The sequence below is a fragment of the Enterobacter sp. DN genome, assembly GCF_046054285.1.
GTDB lineage: Bacteria > Pseudomonadota > Gammaproteobacteria > Enterobacterales > Enterobacteriaceae > Enterobacter > Enterobacter hormaechei_C.
In genome coordinates this window covers 1-19,444 of sequence record NZ_JBJJTG010000002.1, presented here as the reverse complement: position 1 = coordinate 19,444, position 19,444 = coordinate 1, and the positions used below count along the sequence as shown (strand labels likewise).

The following is a 19,444-nucleotide window of genomic DNA, read 5'->3' as shown; positions in this document are numbered from 1 at the left end:
ATCACCTGTTTGAGTTTGTATAAGGCCGTAGAGTGTACGATTTTAATCTAACGCGACAAAGCCTGTTTTGCTTTTTCCTTTTTTATCCTGATACATCGCGAGGTCTGCGGTGCGCAGGGCGCTATCTTCATCAGTGCGGTGAGGATCAACAATAACGACGCCAAGGCTTGCGCCGGGATAAAGAATAGTGGCATTACCTAACCCGTATTCGCCCGCAATAAGACCATTGAGGCGGGTTTTGATTGCGTTGACCCCTTTGCTGGCGTCGCCATCATCGCTGTGACTCAGGCTGGCAACCAGAAATTCATCGCCGCCGAGCCGGCCAATAATCTCATCCTGCGTTTGCTCGTGAGTCAGCCGCTTGCCGACCTGTACAAGGAAGCGATCGCCCGCCTCATGCCCGTACTGGTCATTGATTCGCTTGAAATCATCGAGGTCAATAAAGGCCATCATGACGTTGCGGTTAAGATGGCGCGCCAGTGAGAACAGGGTGGTAAGGTTTTCAAAAATGGCGCGACGATTCGGCAGGCCGGTAAGGGCGTCGGTGTAAGAGTGGGCAATGAGCGCCGCATTTGCTTCGCGAAGCTGAAGCACAAGCGACTCTTTCTGAATGTACTGACCAATTAAACCGGCAAAGAGCCTGATCACCTGCTCGCCACGCTCGCTGAACTGTTTCTGTGCGGTGCTGGCCGCGCAAAGCGTGCCATACAGAGAACCGTCAGCCAGGTGAACCGGCACGCTCATATAGGTTGTAATGCCCAGTGCTTTGGCCGCTTCACACTCCGGCCAGCGGTCGGGCACCTCGTTACTGAACAACGTGTCGCTGTCGATGGCGCGCTTACACAGTGTTTCGTCCCAGGGCACGCTGAAACCTTCCGGGATGTGCATTTGCTTTCTGTTACGGGCATATAAAATGTGCTGCAAACGCGCATTGATATCGACTTTCGTCAGGTAGGTTGATTCCATATCCGTCACAATTTCCAGCATTTCCAGTAGCTGACGCACCAGACTGTCGAGAGATTGTTCAGTGGAGAGGGTTTCTGAAACACGGGCAAGAATGATATCTGACATGAGGCAGGTTGACTCCCATGCAGAAGACCTCTGTATCTGCATGTTATGCTGAAAATATAGACTCCGGTCATAGTAAAACATGAACAGGATTAATTTTATAGATTCTTCTGGAAGCGGATGAGGGAGAGGCTAAAAAAAGCCCCGATGTTGAGATCGGGGCAAAACATCTTGATTACGGAATGATGTTCTCTGGTCAGTGTGAGAACAGGCATCACTATAAGGGGGAATCGTGCAGGTTTAATGGAGAAATCATGGAGAAAACGGCGATGACCCGTTACTCTGACGTTTTTACACCCTGAAGGATCATGATAATGAAATATCTTCTCCTGGCGCTGGTTTTACCGCTGGCCGCCTGCTCAACAAAGACAACCCCTCCTGATGCGCCTCAACCGCCGCACGCTATTGGTATGGCAAACCCGGCGTCAGTGTACTGTCTGGAGAAAGGGGGAGAGCAAATCCCTGTTCAAAGCCCGCAGGGCGTACGTACCGAGTGCAAATTGCCAGGCGGGGAAGTGATCGATGAATGGGATCTCTACCGCCGCGATCACCCGCAACCGACCAGATGACAACGGCAATAAAACTGCGATACACTTCTCTTTAGGATTATTCTTAGCCAGTTTCTGGCAGTACGTTTGCGAGAAGAAGTATGTTTCAGTTAAAACCGGGCAGCATGGCGATGATCGTGGGTGCGCGTACGGCGGCAGGCCGTCGAAATATCGGTAAATCCGTCGAGCTGTTTGGCCTCTGTCAGCCGGGCCAGCGTTTTGTGAACCCGGTTAACGGCGTCATGACGCAATTACCCGCCACGTCAGCGCGTGCGCTGTGGCTGGTCACCGGTGATGTTTACGCCTTTGATAATCAGCACGGTTTTGCGTTTGTTCGCCCGGAACATCTGATGCCGCTTACTCCCGACGAGATGCCACACAACGTGGATGAGCTGGCGATCGGTTAATCACAGTTTACGCAGCCAGTCCGCCAGTACCTGCGCGTGATTCTGCTCCGTATTTTTCGCCCCATAGAGTAGCGTCACGGTCTGCTGTTTGGCGAGAGCCGCCAGGCGTTTGCCTTCATCCGGATGCTGCGCCAGCTCTTTACGATAGGCTTCACTGAACGCGGTGAAATCTATCGTTTCACTGTGAAAGGCTTTTCGCAGTTCGCTGGACGGCGTTAGCGCTTTACACCACTCATCACAGGCGAGGTCGGTCTTTTTTATCCCGCGCGGCCAGAGTCTGTCGACCAGGATCCGGTAACCGTCTTTTGAGGTCGCCTGCTCATACACGCGTTTACATTGAATCATGGGTCCTCCTCATTTCCTTACGACGTTCTGCAAGAACACTATAGCACCCGGCTTTTATCCACCCAATTTAAGGTATTGTGATAATTGCAAAAGATCGGTAGTCTGAGGTTCCTTATGTTATCTGAAAATCCTCCGGCATAAGGAATCTCTGATGGAACTCTCCCCGGTTAAAACGACGCTGCGCATTGCGCTGGTTGGTGATTACAATCCCGATGTTATTGCGCACCAGGCGATCCCGCTGGCGATTGACGACGCCGCTGCGGTTCTGGAGCTCACCGCTGATTATGACTGGCTCGCCACGCCTGAGCTGACCAGCCCCGAAGACCTGGTCGGGTACGATGCCATCTGGCTGGTACCGGCAAGCCCGTATAAAAACACCGAGGCGGCGTTTATTGCGGCCCGTTACGCGCGTGAGAACAGCATCCCCTTTCTCGGCACCTGCGGCGGGTTCCAGCATGCGCTGATTGAGTATGCGCGTAATGTACTGGGCTGGCACGATGCAGGCCATGCCGAAACCGACACCGAGGGAAGGATGGTAATTGCCCCGCTGACCTGCTCGCTGGTGGAAAAAACCGATGCGATCGAGCTGCGGAATAACACGCTGATTGCTAAAGCGTATGGCAAGCCGGAAATTCAGGAGGGATATCACTGCAATTACGGCGTCTCACCTGAGTTTGCCGACCAGCTTGAGCGGGGCGACATGCGCGTAACGGGCTGGGACGAGCAGGGTGAGATCCGCGCGGCAGAGCTGGTAACCCATCCTTTCTTTGTCATCACCCTGTTCCAGCATGAGCGGGCCGCGCTGCAAGGGCGACCGGTCGTGCTGGTACAGGCCATGCTGCGGGCGGCGCAGGGATAAAAAAAGCAGACCTCCGGGTCTGCCTTGAATGTCAGCGGGGTGTGATCTCCCGGTCACGCCCGGCAAGCATACCGCATAACGCCATCACCACCGCGGCCAGGGCGCAGGCGAGCAGCGGAATGCGCCAGTCTCCGGCGGTATCGTGAATTTTCCCCATCAGCGGTGGGCCACAGGCCGCCAGAAGATAGCCAATCGACTGTGCCATGCCCGAGAGCGCCGCGGCCTGATGGGCCGAGCTGGCGCGCAGCCCGATAAACGTCAGGCCGAGGATCATGGTGGCGCCGGAGCCAAAGCCAAACACCAGCGTCCAGACGACGGCCAGCCCCGGCACGAACCAGAACCCGGCCGCGCTGACGGCGCACATCAGGGCGACAAGCCCGGCAATGCCTCGCTGATCGTTAAGACGGTGCAGGATCAGCGGAATGGCGAGACCGGGAACCGCGGTTGCCAGCTGGAGAAGCCCGTGCATGGAGCCAGCCTGCGTTTCGCTGTAGCCGTGGCTAAGCAAAATCGCGGGTAACCAGCCGATAATGACATAGTAAATCAGCGAGTTAATGCCCAGAAAAAGCGTCACCTGCCAGGCGAGCGCCGAGCGCCAGATAGCCCGATTGTGCAACGCGCCCGCTCCGGTCAGGGTGGCAGCCGGTCTGTGGCGCCATTGCGGTAACCACAGCAGCAGCGCCACCAGCGGGAAGAACATCAGCATCAACAGCGCCCCGTGCCAGCCAGCGCTCCCCAGCGACAGTGGGACGATCAGCGCCGACCCTGCGGCAGCAGCGGCCCCCATCGTCAGCGAATAAGCCCCCGTCAGTTTTGCGACCTGGCCCGGAAAATCACGTTTGATTAAGCCGGGTAGCAGGACATTGCCCAGCGCAATCCCACAGCCCACGATCGCCGTACCGATAAACAGCAGCGAGGCCGACGGCAGCGAACGTACGCCAATCCCGATGCAAATCAGCAGCAGAGCGATAAAAAGGCTGCGCTCCATGCCCAGGCGCCGGGCGACGCCTGCGGCGAGGGGAGAGATAAAGGCGAAGGCCAGCAGAGGCAGCGTCGTGAGCAGGCCGGTTTGCGCCGTGCTTAAGCCATAGTCCTGTCGGATAGTGTCGAGCAGGGGGGCGACACCGGTAAAGGTGACGCGCAGCGTCGTGGCAATCATCAGGATGCCTGCAATCAGCAGCACACCCTGTTTCCCGGAAGGTTGAATAGCAGTAGTCATTATTGTCTCTTACGTTCAGGCGAGCGCATACCATACCGATTTAAGTCGTGGTTGAAATCAGGCTAAAATGACAGTTTATCGCTAATATCGGACAACTTTATGTACGGACTGGGGCTCGACGGCTACGATCCCGATAGCCAGCACGACGCGGCGGTGGCCTTTCGCATCCGCGTGGTGGCACAGGAACAATATATTCCGCTGCATCAGCACCGCAAAGGGCAGCTGATTATGGCGCTGGGGGGAGCGATCACCTGTGAAGTGGAGAACGCGATGCTGATGGTGCCGCCCCAGTATGCGGTGTGGATCCCGGGACAAACGCCGCACAGCAACAAGGCGACGCCCGGCGCACAGCTCTGCCTGTTGTTTATTGAACCCGGTGCGCTCGAATTGCCGATGCGTACCTGTACGCTGAAAATATCGCCTCTGGTGCGGGAGCTGGTGCTGGCGCTTGCAGACAGGTCACGGGAAGAACTGCCTCTTCCCGCTACCGGAAGGCTGGTAGACGTCCTGTTTGATGAACTGCCTCTGCAACCGCAGGAGCATCTACAGCTGCCGGTATCTCCGCATCCAAAAATTCGCCTGATGAGTGAGACCATGGCAAACGAACCTGCCGCCTGGCAGACGCTGGCGCAGTGGGCCAGCCACTTTGCCATGAGCGAGCGCAATCTGGCGCGGCTGGTGGTGAAAGAGACCGGCTTAAGCTTTCGTCGCTGGCGGCACCAGCTCCAGCTGATTGTCGCATTGCAGTTTTTAATCGGCGGGAAGTCGGTCCAGCAGGCGGCGCAGGCGCTGGGGTATGACTCCACCACCGCCTTCATCACCATGTTTAAGAAAGGACTGGGACAGACGCCCGCCCGCTATATCGCAAGCCTGACTATGACTTCCCGATAAACAGCGAAACCAGACCGGCAGCAATCAGCGGGCCAACCGGCACGCCACGAAACAGCGCCACGCCTAACACGGTGCCTACCAGCAGCCCGGCCACCAGCGAAGGCTGGCTGCTCATCAGCGTCACGCCGCGCCCGCCAAGCCACGAGACAAAAACGCCCACCGCAATCGCCACCAGCGATTTCCAGTTTACAAAAGAGTGCAGCAGCGTTGAGGCCGGTAGCGTTCCGCTGGCAATCGGGGCCATCACACCGATGGTCAAAATAATGATCCCGATGGTAAGCCCCTGTTTTTCTATCCACGGGAAGAAGGTATTCAACGGTGTGACGCGAACGATGATCAGGACCAGAATGGAAATCGCGACGGTGGTGTTGTGGCTGACAAAACCCAGAGCAGCCAGGGCCAGAAGTATGAGCAGAGTAGGGTCGAACATGACGGGATCCTTGCCAAAAATAGTAAGCCTGCTTACTTTACGCGCAAACGCGACGGCAGGCAGGCTTTACTGAAAAAATTGTCTATTTTTGGGCACTTGCCTGACGTCAGTCCACCAGTTGCTGGATAAGCGGACTCCCTTCGCGGATAAATACCGGGATGGTTTCCAGCGCCGCAGGCACCCGGATATGCTCCCCACCGGCGTAGCGCTCACCGTTAAGAGCGACCCAGCTATTGCCCGTCGGCAGCCAGACATCGCGCTCACGCTGACCGGCCTGCATAACCGGCGCCACCAGCAGATCTTCGCCAAACAGATACTGATCTTCACACGCCCAGCTCTGCTTATCCTGCGGATAGTGCCAGAACAGCGGACGCATGAGCGGGTCTCCGTACAGATGAGCCTGCTGGTACAACGCGTCAATATACGGGCGCAGGGTTTCGCGCACGGTAAGCCAGTGCTGCATGATGGCGTAATTCTCTTCTCCGTAACTCCACAGCTCATTAGGCGAACCGCTGTTACACTGAGGAATGCCGTCACGGTAGCGCTCCGGGGGCTGGATCTGCGGTTCGCGATAGCCGTGCATGCGCAGAACCGGTGTAAACACCGCCCACTGGAACCAACGGATCAGCAATTCGTGGAACGCCGGGTCGTTAACGTTCCCTCCCTGGAAGCCACCGATATCGGTTGTCCACCATGGGATCCCCGCCAGCCCCATATTCAGTCCCGCGGCGAGTTGATTGCGAAAAGCATGGAACGAGGAGTGGACATCACCCGACCACGCCAGCACGCCGAAGCGCTGGCTGCCTGCCCAGGCACAGCGTACCAGGTTAACAATGTCGGTTTCACCATTTGCCTGGAGCCCATCGAAAAAGCCCTGCGCAAAGTCACGCGGGTAGCGATTGCCCACTTCCAGCACCGGACCGGCGTGGTAGCGATAGTTGTCAAAATCATAGGCGCGGTATTCCGGCTCCGCTTCGTCCAGCCAGAACAGCTTAATGCCCATGTCGTAGTAATTTTTCTTCACCGTATCCCAGACGAATTTCCGCGCCTCAGGATGGGTCGCATCAAAGAAGGTGGTATTGCCCATAAAATCGAGGTTGACCTGCACGCCACGTTCACTGCTGACCAGCCAGCCTTTGGCTTTCATCAGCGGGTAGAGAGGGCTGCGCGCCTCTACCGTTGGCCACACCGACACCATCAGCGCAATACCCATTTCGCGCAGCTCGTCGACCATCCCTTCAGGATCGGGCCAGTCTACGGGGTCGAAGCACCAGGTGCCCTGATTCGGCCAGTGGAAAAAGTCGATGACCATCACCGACAGCGGCAGATTACGGCGGCGATACTCCCGCGCAACCTCCAGCACCTCCTGCTGGGTGCGGTAGCGTAATTTGCACTGCCACAGCCCGCTGATAAACGCCGGGGCGGAGGGCGGAGTACCGGTGGCTTTCACATACTGGCGGGTGATATCCGCCACCGTGTCGGCGGCGGTGATCCAGTAGTCCATTTCTCCTGTGACGCGGGCGCGCCATTCCGTCTGATTTTTTGCAAAGCTGGCTTCACCAATCGCCGGGTTGTTCCACAGCAGGCCATAGCCAAGGCTGGACTGCATAAAGGGCACGCTGGCCTGGGAGTTGCGCTGTGCCAGTTCCAGCGTACAGCCTTTCAGATCCAGCCACGGCTGTTGATACTGACCCATGCCATAGATGCGTTCATCCGGACGCGATTCAAACCGGACGGTGAGCTGATATTTCCCCCCCATTAGCGGCTTAAATTCGCGGCCATCCAGCTTCAGGGCGCTGACATATTTATCCTGGCTCTTCTCGCTGGCACCGATACCCACCGTTGAACGCTGGCGCCACATCTCTTCCAGCAGCAGTTCGCCGCGCTGATTGTAGAAGGCCAGCTGACCTTTAAGATTCAGCGTCGCGGTAATATTGCCGTTGCGCAGCGTCAGGCTTTCCGCTTCGGCGACAATCTCAGCCTGGCAAGGGGCGGCGGGCAACAGTGCCTGTAAGGCGTCATCAAAAGCCGGGGAGCAGGTGGCCCTGACGCGCAGGCTGTTTTCACCCCACGGTTCAATACGCAGGGTCTGGCGTTCAAAACGCCATTCGATACTGTTGGAATGTTGGATCAGCTCACTCATGGAAAACGCGTCCTTCTAAACAGGGTGTTTGGCAAGATGGATGGATTGCATTGTGCTGTCGTCGAGCTTGTACCAGCGCAGCGTGGCAAACGCGCAGAGTGACAAGACGCCAGGCACGACGGTGAAGAGGGCGATGATGCAGTACATGGCCGTGGTGGTCTGTTCCGGGGCGTTGGCGACATAGCCGCTTAAGCCCAGCGTCCAGCCAACAATCGCGCCGCTGATCGCCATTCCCAGCTTGAGTACGGCGAGGAAGGTGGAGAAGATCACGCCGTCCATGCGTTTCCCCTGTTTCCATTCGCCGTAATCGGCGACGTCCGCCATCATTACCCACATCAGCGTGGTGGTGGCCTGGTAAAGGGTGGAGACGATAAACGTCATGGGCACCAGAATAAGCACCGACTTAGGCGCAAAGAACAGGGCGATGCTGAGTACCCCCGCCAGTACGGAACAGTATCCAAACATCTGTACTTTGCTGACGTTCTGCGTCAGACGTTTGGCCAGCGCGCTGCCTGCGGCTTTCCCGAGAATATGCGCCCCGAGCATCCACATAAAATAGCTCGCGCTACCGAGATAATAAGTGACGAAATACATCATTGCGCCAAGGCGAATAACGCCAAAACCAATGTTGGTTAATACCAGGACGGCGACAACCCGCCATTGGTCGTTTCGTAATAAATCCCGCAGTTCCGCAAGATAATTATTGTGGGTAGCGGGAGCCTTAATACGTTCACGCGTATTGGCGAAGCAGATCCAGAACATGATGACCGTGATGGTCGCCATAATGGCCATCGCCCAGCGGTAGCCCAGTAATTTATCATCGCCGCCTAAAAACTCTGCCAGCGGCATCATAAAGAATGTCGACAGCGCGCCACCCAGCGTGGCCAGGAAAAAACGATAGGACTGGAGGGAAATTCGCGCATCGTTGTCGGGCGTAATCACCGCGCCCATGGAGCAATAGGGAATATTGATTGCGGTATACATCAGCATCATCAGGGTATAGCTGACGGTGGCGAAAATCATTTTACCGTGCAGATCGAGCGACGCTGGCACGGCGTAGGTGAGCAGACAACTTGCCCCAAAAGGCAGCGCCAGCCACAGCATCCAGGGGCGGAATTTGCCCCAGCGCGTGCGCGTCCTGTCTGCGATATAGCCCATCGCCGGGTCTATTATGGCATCGGCGGTTCTCGCCAGAAGAAACATGGTGCCCACGAATGCGGCAGGTAGCCCCACCACGTCCGTATAGTAAAACGTCAGAAAAATAATGACGTTATCCAGCCCAATATGGCTCGCCATATCGCCTAACCCATAACTGATCTTTTCTTTACGGGTAATTATTTCGGTCATTGTATTCACCTTGCCAGTGTAAGGTTTATTTTTGAGGTGCTCCGTAAACAGGGTTAACCATGATGAAAAGGTTAACAATTGCGAGATCTGGCATCGGGGTTACGTAAATTTCTTTTCGTGATACCGGTAACAAATAAAGTATTTAAACAGTGACTTTATACGGTGGAGGATAGGTAACAGCGAATCGTTTCAGCGAAAAAATAGTTATTTCGCGGACGCGTCATTGTCATTTAACTGTCATTGTGCGGGGGTAAAAAAGAGGCAAATGGGCAAAGCAGAGGGCATCATGAACGATCCTATGTTTGTCGAAACGCTGATTATCTCCTCATCGTTTTTTATCATCGCGATTATTTTGATTGCTTCCGTGCTGCTGCTGGAAAACGGCTGACCGTTAGCCAGCCGCTGTATTTACTGTTTACGGAACGTCACCAGTTCAGGACGAGCGATACGCAGATAGTCCTGGGTATCCATAATCACCGATTTTTCCAGCAGGCCGGCGTTAAACGCGATCTCGTCGAAGCGCTCAAACAGCAGCGGATCGGCGACCAGCGTCAGATCCGGGTGAAAGCTGAAGGGGGGAATGGCGCCGAAAACGCAGCCGGTAAGCGCATCCACTTCAGCCGGACTGGCGAGCGAGGCCTTTAGCCCACCGAAATGACTGGCCAGCAGGCTCAGATCGGCCTGCCGATCGGCGGCGAGGATTGCCAGAATATGTTTCTTAACGCCGTTGCCTTTTACCTTGCAGACCAGTGCTTTTGCACCCTGTCGGAGATCGGTCCCGCGAATTTCACTGACCGCTTCGCATTTCCCAACGGCCTCATGCGCCACCACGCGAAAGCGCGCCTCCTGCTCGGTTAATAAGCTGATTAGCTGCTGATGGGTCGTCGTCCCGGTCACGTCATCAGACATAACGATTTCACCTGTGATTTGCCAATACGTAGCTTGCTACATTAGCACGGGACGGAGAGGGCTGAAAGAAAACAGCCAGCGGGTGCGCTGGCTGTTGGGTCATGCGTTGCTGGTGGACGACTGTTTCTGGAACAGTTCCCGGAAGACCGGGTAGATGTCATCCTGGTCACGAATGTGCTGCATCGCAAAGTTATCGAACATCGCTTGCAGATGCTCATACTCACGCCACAGCGTCTGGTGGGCGCGACGGGTAATTTCAATGTAGCTGTAGTAACGCACCACCGGCAGGATCTTCTTCGCCAGAATTTCATGACACAGCGGCGAGTCATCCGCCCAGTTATCGCCATCCGATGCCTGCGCGGCGTAGATATTCCACTGCGCCGGATCGTAGCGCTCCTTCACCACCTCGTCCATCAGCTTCAGGGCGCTCGACACGATGGTGCCGCCGGTCTCCTGCGAGTAAAAGAACTCATGTTCATCCACCTCTTTCGCCTGAGTGTGATGGCGGATGTAGACCACCTCCACGTTCTTATACGTTCTGCTCAGGAACAGATAGAGCAGAATATAAAAACGCTTAGCCATATCCTTGGTGGCCTGATCCATTGAACCTGACACGTCCATCAGGCAGAACATTACTGCCTGGCTGGAAGGCTCCGGCCGTTTTTCGTAGTTCTTGTAGCGCAGGTCGAACGTGTCGATAAACGGCACCCGGTCGATCTTCGCCCGCAGTTCGGCGATCTCTTTTCGCAGGCGCTCCTCTTCCAGCAGTTGTGCCGGCTCCGTGTTTTCCACCACTTCCAGGCTGGTTTCCAGCTCGCGCAGTTCGCGCCGTTTGCCTGCCGTCATCGCCGTGCGTCGCGCCAGCGAGTTTTGCAGTGAACGCACCACGCTGATGTTGGCGGGTACCCCGTTTGCGGTATAACCCGCGCGATGGGTTTTGTATTCGTTGAGCTGACGGTGCTGATTCTTTCTCAGATTCGGCAGGGCCAGATCCTCAAACAGCAGGTCGAGATATTCGTCTTTTGAAATCTGAAAGACGAACTCGTCCTGGCCTTCACCGTCCTGGCTGGCCTGCCCCTGACCGCTGCCAGAACCGCCGCCTCCGCCTTGGGGCCGCTCGATTCTGTCATTCTGGACGAAGTGGTCATTACCTGGGTGCACGCGATGGCGAAGGCCGCCACGCCCCTGATGAAACATCGGTTCGCTGATGTCATCGTTAGGGATGGAGACGGATTCGCCGCTGTCGACGTCGGTCACCGAGCGTTTGTTGATGGCCTCGGAGATCGACTGTTTAATTTGCGCTTTATAACGGCGCAAGAAGCGCTGGCGATTCACCGTGCTCTTGTTTTTGCCGTTAAGACGCCGGTCAATAAACCAGGTCATATATCCCCCGTACTGCATTTGCCAACTTGCAGCGTCCGTAAGTGCCGGACATTTTGTTGGCCCGGTAAGCGCGTTACCGGGCACTTGTTTTAAGACGATTTACGCACGCGCAGATACCATTCACAGAGCAGGCGGACCTGTTTGCGGGTATAGCCTTTCTCCATCATACGGTCGACAAAATCGTCGTGCTTTTTCTGCTCGTCGGTTGAGGTTTTGGCGTTGAACGAGATGACCGGCAATAGCTCTTCCGTGTTAGAGAACATTTTCTTCTCTATAACCGTGCGCAGTTTTTCGTAGCTGGTCCAGTTCGGATTGCGGCCGTTGTTATGCGCTCTGGCGCGCAGCACGAAGTTCACAATCTCGTTTCGGAAGTCTTTCGGATTGCTGATCCCGGCTGGTTTCTCGATTTTTTCAAGTTCCGCGTTCAGGGATTCACGGTCAAACAGCTGGCCGGTATCCGGGTCGCGATACTCCTGATCCTGGATCCAGAAGTCAGCGTAGGTGACGTACCGGTCGAAGATGTTCTGGCCGTATTCGGAATAGGATTCCAGGTAGGCGGTCTGGATCTCTTTGCCGATAAACTCGGCGTATTTCGGGATCAGGTAGCCTTTCAGGAACTCCAGGTAGCGTTCAGCCTGCTCCTGTGGGAACTGTTCACGTTCAATTTGCTGTTCCAACACGTAGAACAGATGTACCGGGTTGGCGGCCACCTCCGCGTGGTCGAAGTTAAAGACGCGGGAGAGGATCTTAAACGCGAAACGCGTCGACAAACCGTTCATCCCTTCGTCGACCCCGGCGTAATCGCGGTATTCCTGGTACGATTTCGCTTTCGGGTCGGTATCCTTCAGGCTTTCACCGTCATACACGCGCATTTTTGAGTAGATGCTGGAATTTTCCGGCTCTTTCAGGCGCGACAGGATCGAGAAGCGCGACAGCGTTTCCAGCGTTCCCGGTGCGCAAGGGGCATGGACCAGCTCACTGTGGTTGAGCAGTTTTTCGTAAATCTTGATCTCCTCGGAGATCCGCAGGCAATAAGGCACTTTGACGATATACACACGGTCAAGGAACGCCTCATTGTTTTTGTTGTTACGGAAGGTCACCCATTCAGATTCGTTAGAGTGGGCAAGGATAATCCCGTTAAACGGCAGGGCGGAAATACCTTCTGTCCCGTTGTAGTTCCCTTCCTGGGTGGCGGTCAGTAGCGGATGCAGCACTTTGATCGGTGCTTTAAACATCTCGACAAATTCCATAATCCCCTGGTTGGCGCGGCACAGCGCACCGGAATAACCGTAGGCATCCGGGTCGTTTTGCGCGTGATGCTCCAGCTTACGGATATCGACTTTACCCACCAGCGCCGAGATATCCTGGTTGTTCTCGTCACCGGGTTCAGTTTTAGCGATGGCGATCTGCTCGAGGATAGACGGCCACACTTTCACGACGCGGAACTTGGTGATGTCCCCGCCAAACTCGTGCAGACGTTTTGCCGCCCACGGCGACATGATCGTACCGAGATAGCGATGCGGAATGCCAAACTCTTTTTCCAGAATTTGCGCATCCTCTTGCGGATTAAACAGGCACAGCGGATGGTCATTGACCGGGCTGCGTTCGCCGTTGGCGCTCAGCACATAGATCGGCACGCGCTGCATCAGCGCTTTCAGCCGTTCAGCCAGGGAGGATTTACCCCCACCGACAGGACCCAGCAGATAAAGGATCTGTTTCTTCTCTTCCAGCCCCTGAGCGGCATGCTTCAGGTAGGAGACGATCTGCTCAATGGCGTCTTCCATGCCATAGAACTCTTCAAACGCCGGGTATCGGGCGACCACCCGATTCGAAAATAGACGGGAAAGCCGTGGCTCCAGGGCAGTATCAACCATGTTTGGCTCACCAATAGCCATCAATAGCCGTTCTGCCGCATTGGCATAGGCACTGCGATCTTGCCGACAAATGGTAAGAAACTCCTGCAGTGTGAACTCTTCGTCCTTGGCAGCTTCGTAGCGCTGGCGATAGTGATCGAATATATTCATGGCATGCCGTCCTTTCGTTTTTTAGCACAGGATAAGAGCCGTTCGTATGAGTAGTGGAGGCTCCCGGAAGAGAATTTTTCGCACCTCACTGCCAGAGCAGCAACCTGTGTGCCAGGTCGAAGGCTATGAACCGCAGGGTGTTCAGCAAAACCTCTTCTTAAATTAAAGCGTAGATGGCAATTGCAAAACTTGCATACGGATAAAATCTACTTTCAATGACATATCAATAACTCATCCAAAAATTTCCACTGCGGTTATAAGCGAAAAGCGGGTTTTTCATTTATCGGTCACATAAATGAAAGCGGGATGTCATCTGAAAAATGAAAAATAACGGGTTAATCAAACGGATTAGCGCGCAAAAAATTTTGGGATGTACGGGAATGGCGGTTACACTTCACCCGCTGATTATTTGACTACAGGAAAGAATGGATTGTGACCAAACTCAAACTTCTGGCATTGGGCATCCTTGCCGCTACCGCAGCGAGCACCGTACAGGCTGAGAGCCAGTGGACTGTTGGCGCGGGTGCTGGCGTGATTAACAGCCCGTACAAGCAGTATGACCGCGACGTTTATCCTGTCCCCGTTGTCACCTATGAAGGCGATAACTTCTGGTTCCGTGGGTTGGGCGGTGGCTACTATCTGTGGAACGATACGGCCGATAAGCTCTCCATCATGGCCTATTACGATCCAACGCACTTTAAACCAGGCGACAGCGACAGCAATGCGCTTCGTCAGCTGGACAAACGCAGAAGCTCACTGATGGCGGGGCTTTCTTACGTCCATAATACCGAGTATGGCTTCCTGCGCACTGCGCTGGCGGGCGATACCCTGGACAACAGCAACGGCTTCATCTGGGATCTGGCGTGGCTTTATCGCTATACCAACGGCGCAGTGACGCTGACGCCGGGTATCGGTGTGCAGTACAGCAGCGAGAATTACAACGACTACTACTATGGCGTGTCTAAAGCGGAGTCTCGCCGCAGTGGTCTGAAGAGCTACAGCGCGGATGATGGCTGGGACCCGTACCTGGAACTCACCGCCTCGTATAACTTCCTCGGTGACTGGAATGTATACGGTACTGGCCGTTACATTCGTCTGAGCGATGAAGTGAAAGACAGCCCGATGGTCGACAAGTCCTGGTCTGGCATCTTCTCCGTGGGTGTGACTTACAAGTTCTGACCAGAACGTGATGCATTAAAACGGGGCGCTAGCGCCCCGTTTGTTTTTTATGATGCCTGAACAATATTAGCGCTTCACAATCTTGATCGTCTGGCCTAAGCGGGACGGTTTTTCTTCGCTGGTTTTCTGCGGCGCGGTCACGCACGCGGTTTCCACGCACACGAAGGTCTTGTAACCGTCATCCGGGATATCCGCCATGCTGACGGAAAGGGCAGGGCCCGGGTTCCAGCCCACCACGTTGCTGTGGTGGTGATGAACCACATCAATACCGCGGTTCAGCGCGCTGTCGTGGATGACGCTACAGGCTTCCGGGTGCAGATACACGCGGTCGGTACGATCCGGGAAAGTCTGCACGCCGTCGTCCAGCTTGCCTTCTTTCGCGTTATCCACTTTGTCGATAAAGGTATCGCCAAGTCCGCTCACCTTAACGGCCTGAATGTCGCCTACGTTGAAATAGGTGTGCAGGGCGGACGTTGTTTCGAATTCGCCGTGCGCTTCCAGTTCAATTTCGCAGGTTTTACCCAGCTTGAAGCGGGCATACAGGGTGAACTCGTGTGGCCACAGGGCACGCGTTTCATCATTCGGCTGGAGTTCAAAGGTCAACACCGCACCGTTTTCATCTTCGTTGTGGGCTTTCAGCGTCCACTGCTGGTTACGGGCGAAACCGTGTGAGGGTAAACCCTGCTGCGCTGACGGGCCAAACCATGGCCAGCAGATCGGTACGCCGCCGCGGATCGCCGCCCCTTTTTTGAACGAGGTGGCCTCGCTCAGCCACAGGCCTTCTTCTTCACCTTCTGGTTTCCAGGAGAGCAGGTGGGCACCATTGAGCGCTACGGAGGCTTTAACGCGTGGATGATCAACGACGATGATATCAGCACCGTCGATCTGACGGCGGGAGAGCACAGGGGTAAGTTGTTCGACTACCGGAAGTGCAAAAATTTTATTAATCATTAAGCAATCCTCTGTCTAAAAACAATAAAAAAGGCGACCGAAGTCGCCTTTTAGGATCAAGCACTCATCTCAACTTATTTGGAGATGTGAGCGATCAGGTCCAGTACTTTGTTAGAGTAGCCAGTTTCGTTGTCGTACCAGGAAACCAGTTTCACGAAGTTGTCGTTCAGTGCGATACCTGCTTTAGCATCGAACACGGAAGTGCACACTTCGCCGTTGAAATCGGTAGATACAACGTCGTCTTCGGTGTAACCCAGAACGCCTTTCATTGGGCCTTCGGAAGCAGCTTTGATTGCTTTCTTAATTTCTTCATAAGAAGCAGCTTTTTCCAGACGAACGGTCAGGTCAACAACGGATACGTTAGGAGTTGGAACGCGGAACGCCATACCAGTCAGTTTGCCATTCAGTTCTGGCAGTACTTTACCTACTGCTTTAGCAGCACCGGTAGAAGATGGGATGATGTTCTGAGCCGCGCCACGGCCGCCGCGCCAGTCTTTGTGAGACGGGCCATCAACGGTTTTCTGAGTAGCGGTGGTTGCGTGAACGGTAGTCATCAGACCTTCGATGATGCCGAAGTTGTCGTTGATAACTTTAGCCAGCGGTGCCAGGCAGTTGGTGGTGCAGGATGCGTTGGAAACGATGTCCTGGCCAGCGTAAGTTTCGAAGTTTGCACCGCGAACGAACATTGGGGTGTTGTCTTTGGAAGGACCAGTCAGAACAACTTTCTTCGCACCCGCAGTGATGTGTTTACGTGCAGTTTCGTCGGTCAGGAAGATACCGGTAGCTTCAGCTACAACGTCAACACCGATTTCGTTCCATTTCAGGTTAGCTGGGTCTTTCTCAGCAGTAACGCGGATGGTTTTGCCATTAACAACCAGGTGGCCGTCTTTCACTTCAACGGTGCCGTCGAAACGACCGTGAGTTGAGTCGTACTTCAGCATGTACGCCATGTATTCAGCGTCCAGGAGATCGTTGATACCAACGATTTCGATGTCAGAACGTTTCTGAGCAGCACGGAAAACAATACGGCCGATACGGCCAAAACCGTTGATACCTACTTTGATAGTCATATATTCCACCAGCTATTTGTTAGTGAATAAAAGGTTGCCTGTAAAATTACAAAAACCTTACGCAGCGTCAAGCGGAATCGTGTCAATCATTGCGACAAATCAATCCTGTGACTAACGTTTGTGCGACTGACTCGCCTCACTTTCCCTTTGAGCTAGCAACCACATGGGGGCTGCGCCCGGAATTTTAAAGGCCTCGCAGGATTAAAATGTGAAATTGATCACAATTGCCTGACCGCCTTTTCGCGACACATAAGTTTAGAACAAAAGTGCACGCGCGGGTGTTAATGTTTTGTTAGAATCTGGGTTAAAAGATGTCTGTTTCAACAGCGAGATGTAAGCATATGTCGAACCAACGTAACCCCGACGATTTGAAAAAAAACCTTACAGAGATGCAGTTTTACGTGACGCAAAATCACGGCACAGAACCGCCGTTTTCCGGGCGTTTGCTGCACAATAAACGGGAAGGCGTCTACCACTGCCTGGTGTGTGATGCACCGCTGTTTAACTCCCAGACGAAGTACGATTCTGGCTGCGGCTGGCCGAGCTTTTACGAGCCTGTCAGCGATGATGCGATCCGCTACCTGACGGACACCTCGCACGGCATGGTGCGCACCGAAATTCGCTGCGGGAACTGTGACGCCCATCTCGGGCATGTCTTCCCGGATGGCCCGCAGCCGACGGGGGAGCGTTTCTGCGTAAATTCGGCTTCCATGAGCTTTACCGATGATGAAAACGGCGACCAGACCAAGGGTTGAAAAAACGATTCAGCAAATTATTCCTTTGAAAGGGAGAGATCATGAATATTGATGACATGATTGCAGGTATGACCCCGGAGGTTTATCAGCGTCTGGTAACGGCCGTTGAGCTGGGAAAATGGCCGGACGGTGTGGCGCTCACACCTGAGCAAAAAGAGAACAGTTTGCAACTGGTGATGCTGTGGCAGGCGCGTCACAATACCGACGCCCAGCACATGACCATCGACACAAACGGTCAGATGGTGATGAAAAGCAAGCGCGAGCTGAAAGAAGAGTTCGGCATCGCGCCGAAGCCGATTGCGACCTTCAAATAAAGATCCCATGTAGGCCGGGTAAGCGCTAGCGCCACCCGGCACACTGCACTTTAGTGCGGGATCCCAAGCGACTCCGCCAGCTGTTTCGCGAGCTGGTTTTCGTCGTCAGCCCCATACTCCCAGAACATGGCGCCAGCCAGACCTTTCTCCTTAATGTAATCCGCTTTGATCGCCACGGATCGCGGGTTCTCATAGGAAATCGCAAACAGCGCCTTCCCGTCGGCGGATTTCACCGACAGCCACGGCACCTTCGCCTGTTCGTCCCAGTGCTCGGTAAAGCGTTTCTGCGGATCGTTCAGCAGCTTGCGGACGATATCGTTGTATTTCACATAGGTATCTTTGGTCAGATCATAGCCAAGCGATTTGAACAGGCCCAGTTCCTGCGGCCCGAAGTAGGGCTGCGTCACCGGATTGTTCTGCGCGTCCGATTTGCTCCAGTCGATACCCGGTTCAACGGCGCGCTTCGGCACGCGCCCATAGAAACCAATTCCGAGGTTCATCTGCTGCGGCTTCAGCCCGGCGGCCAGATAGTTATTCACCACAAAATCGACGCTGTACTTGTCTGCGGCAGCCACCGTTGGCCAGGCGCTGGAGTCATACAGATTCGCGTTAAAATACTGAGTACCGTACGCCATGTCGTAGGTCATCAGGTTGATGTAATCGAGCAGGGGGGCAATGGCTTTCACATCCACCCAGCTTTTCGGACTTTCCGCATTCGCGCCCACCGCAATCGTGACCAGCTTTTTCTTACCAAACGCGTCACGCATCTCTTTTAACAGCGCGGTGAAATTATCCCGGTCGGCAGGGGTGCTCTCGACCAGTCCCCACGCGCCGTTGACCGGATATTCCCAGTCCAGGTCGATCCCATCCAGGCCGTATTTACTGACGATCTCCTGCGCGGAGCGAATAAATACCGCGCGACTCTCTTTGGTTGCCGCTGCGCCAGAAAAACCACGCGCCCCCCAGCCGCCAACGGAAAGCAGGACTTTCAGGTTCGGGTTTTGTTTACGAAGCTGAGGAAGTAACGCCAGATCGGATGCCACCTTAGGTGATAACCAGATTTGATGCAGTTTTGCCGGATCTTTCAGCGCGGCGTTGGTTTCGTCTTTTTCATCGTTGTAGACCAGACCAAACGAGTAGTTCAGGTGGGTAATCTGGCGGACGTCCAGCTTATTGATATCGCCACCCGGTCCGGCGGTGACGTCACCCCCGCCATTAAAGTAGCCCACGGACATCAGGGTACTGGCAGAAGCAACGGAAGCGCACAGCAGGGGCAATGCTGCCAGCAAAGGCATACGTTTCATACAAGTTCCTCTTTGACATAATAAAATTAATCACGCCACGGAAAAGGCGTGGCGAAAAAACAGCCTGACGAGAATAGCATTGCCGCTGCGCTGAGGATGCGAGGGAGTTCACTTTATGGGGATTGGGGAAGAAATGCCGGGTGGCGGCTTCGCCTTACCCGGTCTACTTTCTGTGGCTTTGTAGGCCGGGTAAGCGCAGTGTATGACCGGATACATAGGTGACAGATCAGACCGGGAACATAGGTAACACTTTTCAGTCTATCCGGAGCACACTCTGGGTTTTTCGGTCGTAGTACGC

At 54.7% G+C, this 19,444-nt stretch carries 20 protein-coding genes; 8 read left to right on the top strand and 12 right to left on the bottom strand.

Annotated elements, in window-relative coordinates; genetic code table 11:
- Positions 1-42 precede the first annotated feature (42 nt).
- Entirely contained in the window at positions 43-1,071 is a 1,029-nt protein-coding gene (locus ACJTMZ_RS04695) for a sensor domain-containing diguanylate cyclase (protein WP_015570792.1), read from the bottom strand.
- Between the two features lie 311 nt (positions 1,072-1,382).
- Between ACJTMZ_RS04695 and ACJTMZ_RS04690 the strand changes: the two genes are divergently transcribed.
- Positions 1,383-1,637 carry a DUF333 domain-containing protein gene (locus ACJTMZ_RS04690; RefSeq protein WP_015570791.1) on the top strand — a complete coding sequence of 85 codons (255 nt, stop codon included), beginning with the start codon at positions 1,383-1,385 and terminating at the stop codon, positions 1,635-1,637.
- 80 nt (positions 1,638-1,717) lie between these two features.
- Positions 1,718-2,023 (top strand): hypothetical protein, encoded by a 306-nt coding sequence (locus tag ACJTMZ_RS04685; RefSeq protein ID WP_015570790.1) that lies wholly within the window; start codon positions 1,718-1,720, stop codon positions 2,021-2,023.
- On the opposite strand, the gene ACJTMZ_RS04680 is transcribed toward ACJTMZ_RS04685, so the two are convergent.
- Positions 2,024-2,368 (bottom strand): DUF488 domain-containing protein, encoded by a 345-nt coding sequence (locus ACJTMZ_RS04680; RefSeq protein ID WP_015570789.1) that lies wholly within the window; start codon positions 2,366-2,368, stop codon positions 2,024-2,026.
- A 151-nt stretch (positions 2,369-2,519) separates the two neighbouring features.
- Between ACJTMZ_RS04680 and ACJTMZ_RS04675 the strand changes: the two genes are divergently transcribed.
- A complete protein-coding gene (locus ACJTMZ_RS04675; RefSeq protein WP_015570788.1) occupies positions 2,520-3,227 on the top strand; it encodes a CTP synthase in 708 nt (235 codons plus the stop codon).
- Between the two features lie 31 nt (positions 3,228-3,258).
- On the opposite strand, the gene ACJTMZ_RS04670 is transcribed toward ACJTMZ_RS04675, so the two are convergent.
- Positions 3,259-4,446 carry a CynX/NimT family MFS transporter gene (locus ACJTMZ_RS04670; RefSeq protein WP_047365658.1) on the bottom strand — a complete coding sequence of 396 codons (1,188 nt, stop codon included), beginning with the start codon at positions 4,444-4,446 and terminating at the stop codon, positions 3,259-3,261.
- A gap of 99 nt (positions 4,447-4,545) precedes the next feature.
- On the opposite strand from ACJTMZ_RS04670, the gene ACJTMZ_RS04665 reads away from it, so the two are divergent.
- The gene (locus ACJTMZ_RS04665) at positions 4,546-5,337 is read left to right on the top strand and encodes a helix-turn-helix transcriptional regulator (protein ID WP_015570787.1); all 792 of its coding nucleotides are present in this window, start codon (positions 4,546-4,548) and stop codon (positions 5,335-5,337) included.
- Here ACJTMZ_RS04665 and ACJTMZ_RS04660 read toward each other — a convergent pair.
- From ACJTMZ_RS04660 to ACJTMZ_RS04650, 3 genes are all read right to left on the bottom strand, one after another.
- The gene (locus ACJTMZ_RS04660; RefSeq protein WP_003857881.1) at positions 5,321-5,767 is read right to left on the bottom strand and encodes a DUF441 domain-containing protein; all 447 of its coding nucleotides are present in this window, start codon (positions 5,765-5,767) and stop codon (positions 5,321-5,323) included. The two genes, ACJTMZ_RS04665 and ACJTMZ_RS04660, sit on opposite strands and share 17 nt — an antisense overlap.
- A 106-nt stretch (positions 5,768-5,873) precedes the next feature.
- Entirely contained in the window at positions 5,874-7,910 is a 2,037-nt protein-coding gene (locus tag ACJTMZ_RS04655; RefSeq protein ID WP_015570786.1) for a TIM-barrel domain-containing protein, read from the bottom strand.
- A 15-nt stretch (positions 7,911-7,925) separates the two neighbouring features.
- Positions 7,926-9,257: a glycoside-pentoside-hexuronide (GPH):cation symporter gene (locus ACJTMZ_RS04650; protein ID WP_252010815.1), complete on the bottom strand. Its 1,332-nt coding sequence runs from the start codon at positions 9,255-9,257 to the stop codon at positions 7,926-7,928.
- A 286-nt stretch (positions 9,258-9,543) separates the two neighbouring features.
- On the opposite strand from ACJTMZ_RS04650, the gene yoaI reads away from it, so the two are divergent.
- On the top strand, positions 9,544-9,645 hold the full coding sequence (yoaI, locus tag ACJTMZ_RS04645) for a small membrane protein YoaI (protein ID WP_017384693.1): 102 nt from the start codon (positions 9,544-9,546) through the stop codon (positions 9,643-9,645).
- Between the two features lie 20 nt (positions 9,646-9,665).
- On the opposite strand, the gene ACJTMZ_RS04640 is transcribed toward yoaI, so the two are convergent.
- The 3 genes from ACJTMZ_RS04640 to yeaG all read right to left on the bottom strand — a co-directional run bounded on the left by ACJTMZ_RS04640 (position 9,666) and on the right by yeaG (position 13,573).
- A complete protein-coding gene (locus tag ACJTMZ_RS04640) occupies positions 9,666-10,166 on the bottom strand; it encodes a YbaK/prolyl-tRNA synthetase associated domain-containing protein (RefSeq protein WP_032653242.1) in 501 nt (166 codons plus the stop codon).
- Between the two features lie 99 nt (positions 10,167-10,265).
- Entirely contained in the window at positions 10,266-11,549 is a 1,284-nt protein-coding gene (locus tag ACJTMZ_RS04635; RefSeq protein WP_032670956.1) for a YeaH/YhbH family protein, read from the bottom strand.
- A gap of 89 nt (positions 11,550-11,638) precedes the next feature.
- A complete protein-coding gene (yeaG, locus tag ACJTMZ_RS04630) occupies positions 11,639-13,573 on the bottom strand; it encodes a protein kinase YeaG (protein WP_006809140.1) in 1,935 nt (644 codons plus the stop codon).
- Between the two features lie 432 nt (positions 13,574-14,005).
- Here yeaG and ACJTMZ_RS04625 point away from each other — a divergent pair, with 432 nt between their 5' ends.
- Complete coding sequence (locus ACJTMZ_RS04625; protein WP_017384691.1) at positions 14,006-14,752, top strand: MipA/OmpV family protein; 747 nt, start codon at positions 14,006-14,008, stop codon at positions 14,750-14,752.
- 66 nt (positions 14,753-14,818) lie between these two features.
- Here the strand turns inward: ACJTMZ_RS04625 and ACJTMZ_RS04620 are convergent, their stop codons facing one another.
- Together ACJTMZ_RS04620 and gapA are read right to left on the bottom strand one after the other, a co-directional pair.
- Positions 14,819-15,703 carry a D-hexose-6-phosphate mutarotase gene (locus ACJTMZ_RS04620; protein ID WP_045907480.1) on the bottom strand — a complete coding sequence of 295 codons (885 nt, stop codon included), beginning with the start codon at positions 15,701-15,703 and terminating at the stop codon, positions 14,819-14,821.
- A gap of 74 nt (positions 15,704-15,777) precedes the next feature.
- Positions 15,778-16,773, bottom strand: coding sequence for a glyceraldehyde-3-phosphate dehydrogenase (gapA, locus tag ACJTMZ_RS04615; protein WP_006809136.1), 996 nt, complete (start codon positions 16,771-16,773; stop codon positions 15,778-15,780).
- Between the two features lie 341 nt (positions 16,774-17,114).
- On the opposite strand from gapA, the gene msrB reads away from it, so the two are divergent.
- Together msrB and ACJTMZ_RS04605 are read left to right on the top strand one after the other, a co-directional pair.
- Positions 17,115-17,528: a peptide-methionine (R)-S-oxide reductase MsrB gene (gene msrB / locus ACJTMZ_RS04610; RefSeq protein ID WP_003857865.1), complete on the top strand. Its 414-nt coding sequence runs from the start codon at positions 17,115-17,117 to the stop codon at positions 17,526-17,528.
- A gap of 41 nt (positions 17,529-17,569) precedes the next feature.
- Positions 17,570-17,842 (top strand): YeaC family protein, encoded by a 273-nt coding sequence (locus ACJTMZ_RS04605; RefSeq protein WP_017384688.1) that lies wholly within the window; start codon positions 17,570-17,572, stop codon positions 17,840-17,842.
- Positions 17,843-17,892: 50 nt separating this feature from the next.
- On the opposite strand, the gene ACJTMZ_RS04600 is transcribed toward ACJTMZ_RS04605, so the two are convergent.
- The gene (locus ACJTMZ_RS04600) at positions 17,893-19,146 is read right to left on the bottom strand and encodes a glycoside hydrolase family 18 protein (protein ID WP_063660032.1); all 1,254 of its coding nucleotides are present in this window, start codon (positions 19,144-19,146) and stop codon (positions 17,893-17,895) included.
- Positions 19,147-19,444 lie beyond the last annotated feature (298 nt).

Excerpts from the sequence above, each read along its gene's own strand:
- ACJTMZ_RS04695 (WP_015570792.1), bottom strand. The coding sequence starts at position 1,071 with ATGTCAGATATCATTCTTGCCCGTGTTTCAGAAACCCTCTCCACTGAA.
- ACJTMZ_RS04690 (WP_015570791.1), top strand. The coding sequence starts at position 1,383 with ATGAAATATCTTCTCCTGGCGCTGGTTTTACCGCTGGCCGCCTGCTCA.
- ACJTMZ_RS04685 (WP_015570790.1), top strand. The coding sequence starts at position 1,718 with ATGTTTCAGTTAAAACCGGGCAGCATGGCGATGATCGTGGGTGCGCGT.
- ACJTMZ_RS04680 (WP_015570789.1), bottom strand. The coding sequence starts at position 2,368 with ATGATTCAATGTAAACGCGTGTATGAGCAGGCGACCTCAAAAGACGGT.
- ACJTMZ_RS04675 (WP_015570788.1), top strand. The coding sequence starts at position 2,520 with ATGGAACTCTCCCCGGTTAAAACGACGCTGCGCATTGCGCTGGTTGGT.
- ACJTMZ_RS04670 (WP_047365658.1), bottom strand. The coding sequence starts at position 4,446 with ATGACTACTGCTATTCAACCTTCCGGGAAACAGGGTGTGCTGCTGATT.
- ACJTMZ_RS04665 (WP_015570787.1), top strand. The coding sequence starts at position 4,546 with ATGTACGGACTGGGGCTCGACGGCTACGATCCCGATAGCCAGCACGAC.
- ACJTMZ_RS04660 (WP_003857881.1), bottom strand. The coding sequence starts at position 5,767 with ATGTTCGACCCTACTCTGCTCATACTTCTGGCCCTGGCTGCTCTGGGT.
- ACJTMZ_RS04655 (WP_015570786.1), bottom strand. The coding sequence starts at position 7,910 with ATGAGTGAGCTGATCCAACATTCCAACAGTATCGAATGGCGTTTTGAA.
- ACJTMZ_RS04650 (WP_252010815.1), bottom strand. The coding sequence starts at position 9,257 with ATGACCGAAATAATTACCCGTAAAGAAAAGATCAGTTATGGGTTAGGC.
- yoaI (WP_017384693.1), top strand. The coding sequence starts at position 9,544 with ATGAACGATCCTATGTTTGTCGAAACGCTGATTATCTCCTCATCGTTT.
- ACJTMZ_RS04640 (WP_032653242.1), bottom strand. The coding sequence starts at position 10,166 with ATGTCTGATGACGTGACCGGGACGACGACCCATCAGCAGCTAATCAGC.
- ACJTMZ_RS04635 (WP_032670956.1), bottom strand. The coding sequence starts at position 11,549 with ATGACCTGGTTTATTGACCGGCGTCTTAACGGCAAAAACAAGAGCACG.
- yeaG (WP_006809140.1), bottom strand. The coding sequence starts at position 13,573 with ATGAATATATTCGATCACTATCGCCAGCGCTACGAAGCTGCCAAGGAC.
- ACJTMZ_RS04620 (WP_045907480.1), bottom strand. The coding sequence starts at position 15,703 with ATGATTAATAAAATTTTTGCACTTCCGGTAGTCGAACAACTTACCCCT.
- gapA (WP_006809136.1), bottom strand. The coding sequence starts at position 16,773 with ATGACTATCAAAGTAGGTATCAACGGTTTTGGCCGTATCGGCCGTATT.
- msrB (WP_003857865.1), top strand. The coding sequence starts at position 17,115 with ATGTCGAACCAACGTAACCCCGACGATTTGAAAAAAAACCTTACAGAG.
- ACJTMZ_RS04605 (WP_017384688.1), top strand. The coding sequence starts at position 17,570 with ATGAATATTGATGACATGATTGCAGGTATGACCCCGGAGGTTTATCAG.
- ACJTMZ_RS04600 (WP_063660032.1), bottom strand. The coding sequence starts at position 19,146 with ATGAAACGTATGCCTTTGCTGGCAGCATTGCCCCTGCTGTGCGCTTCC.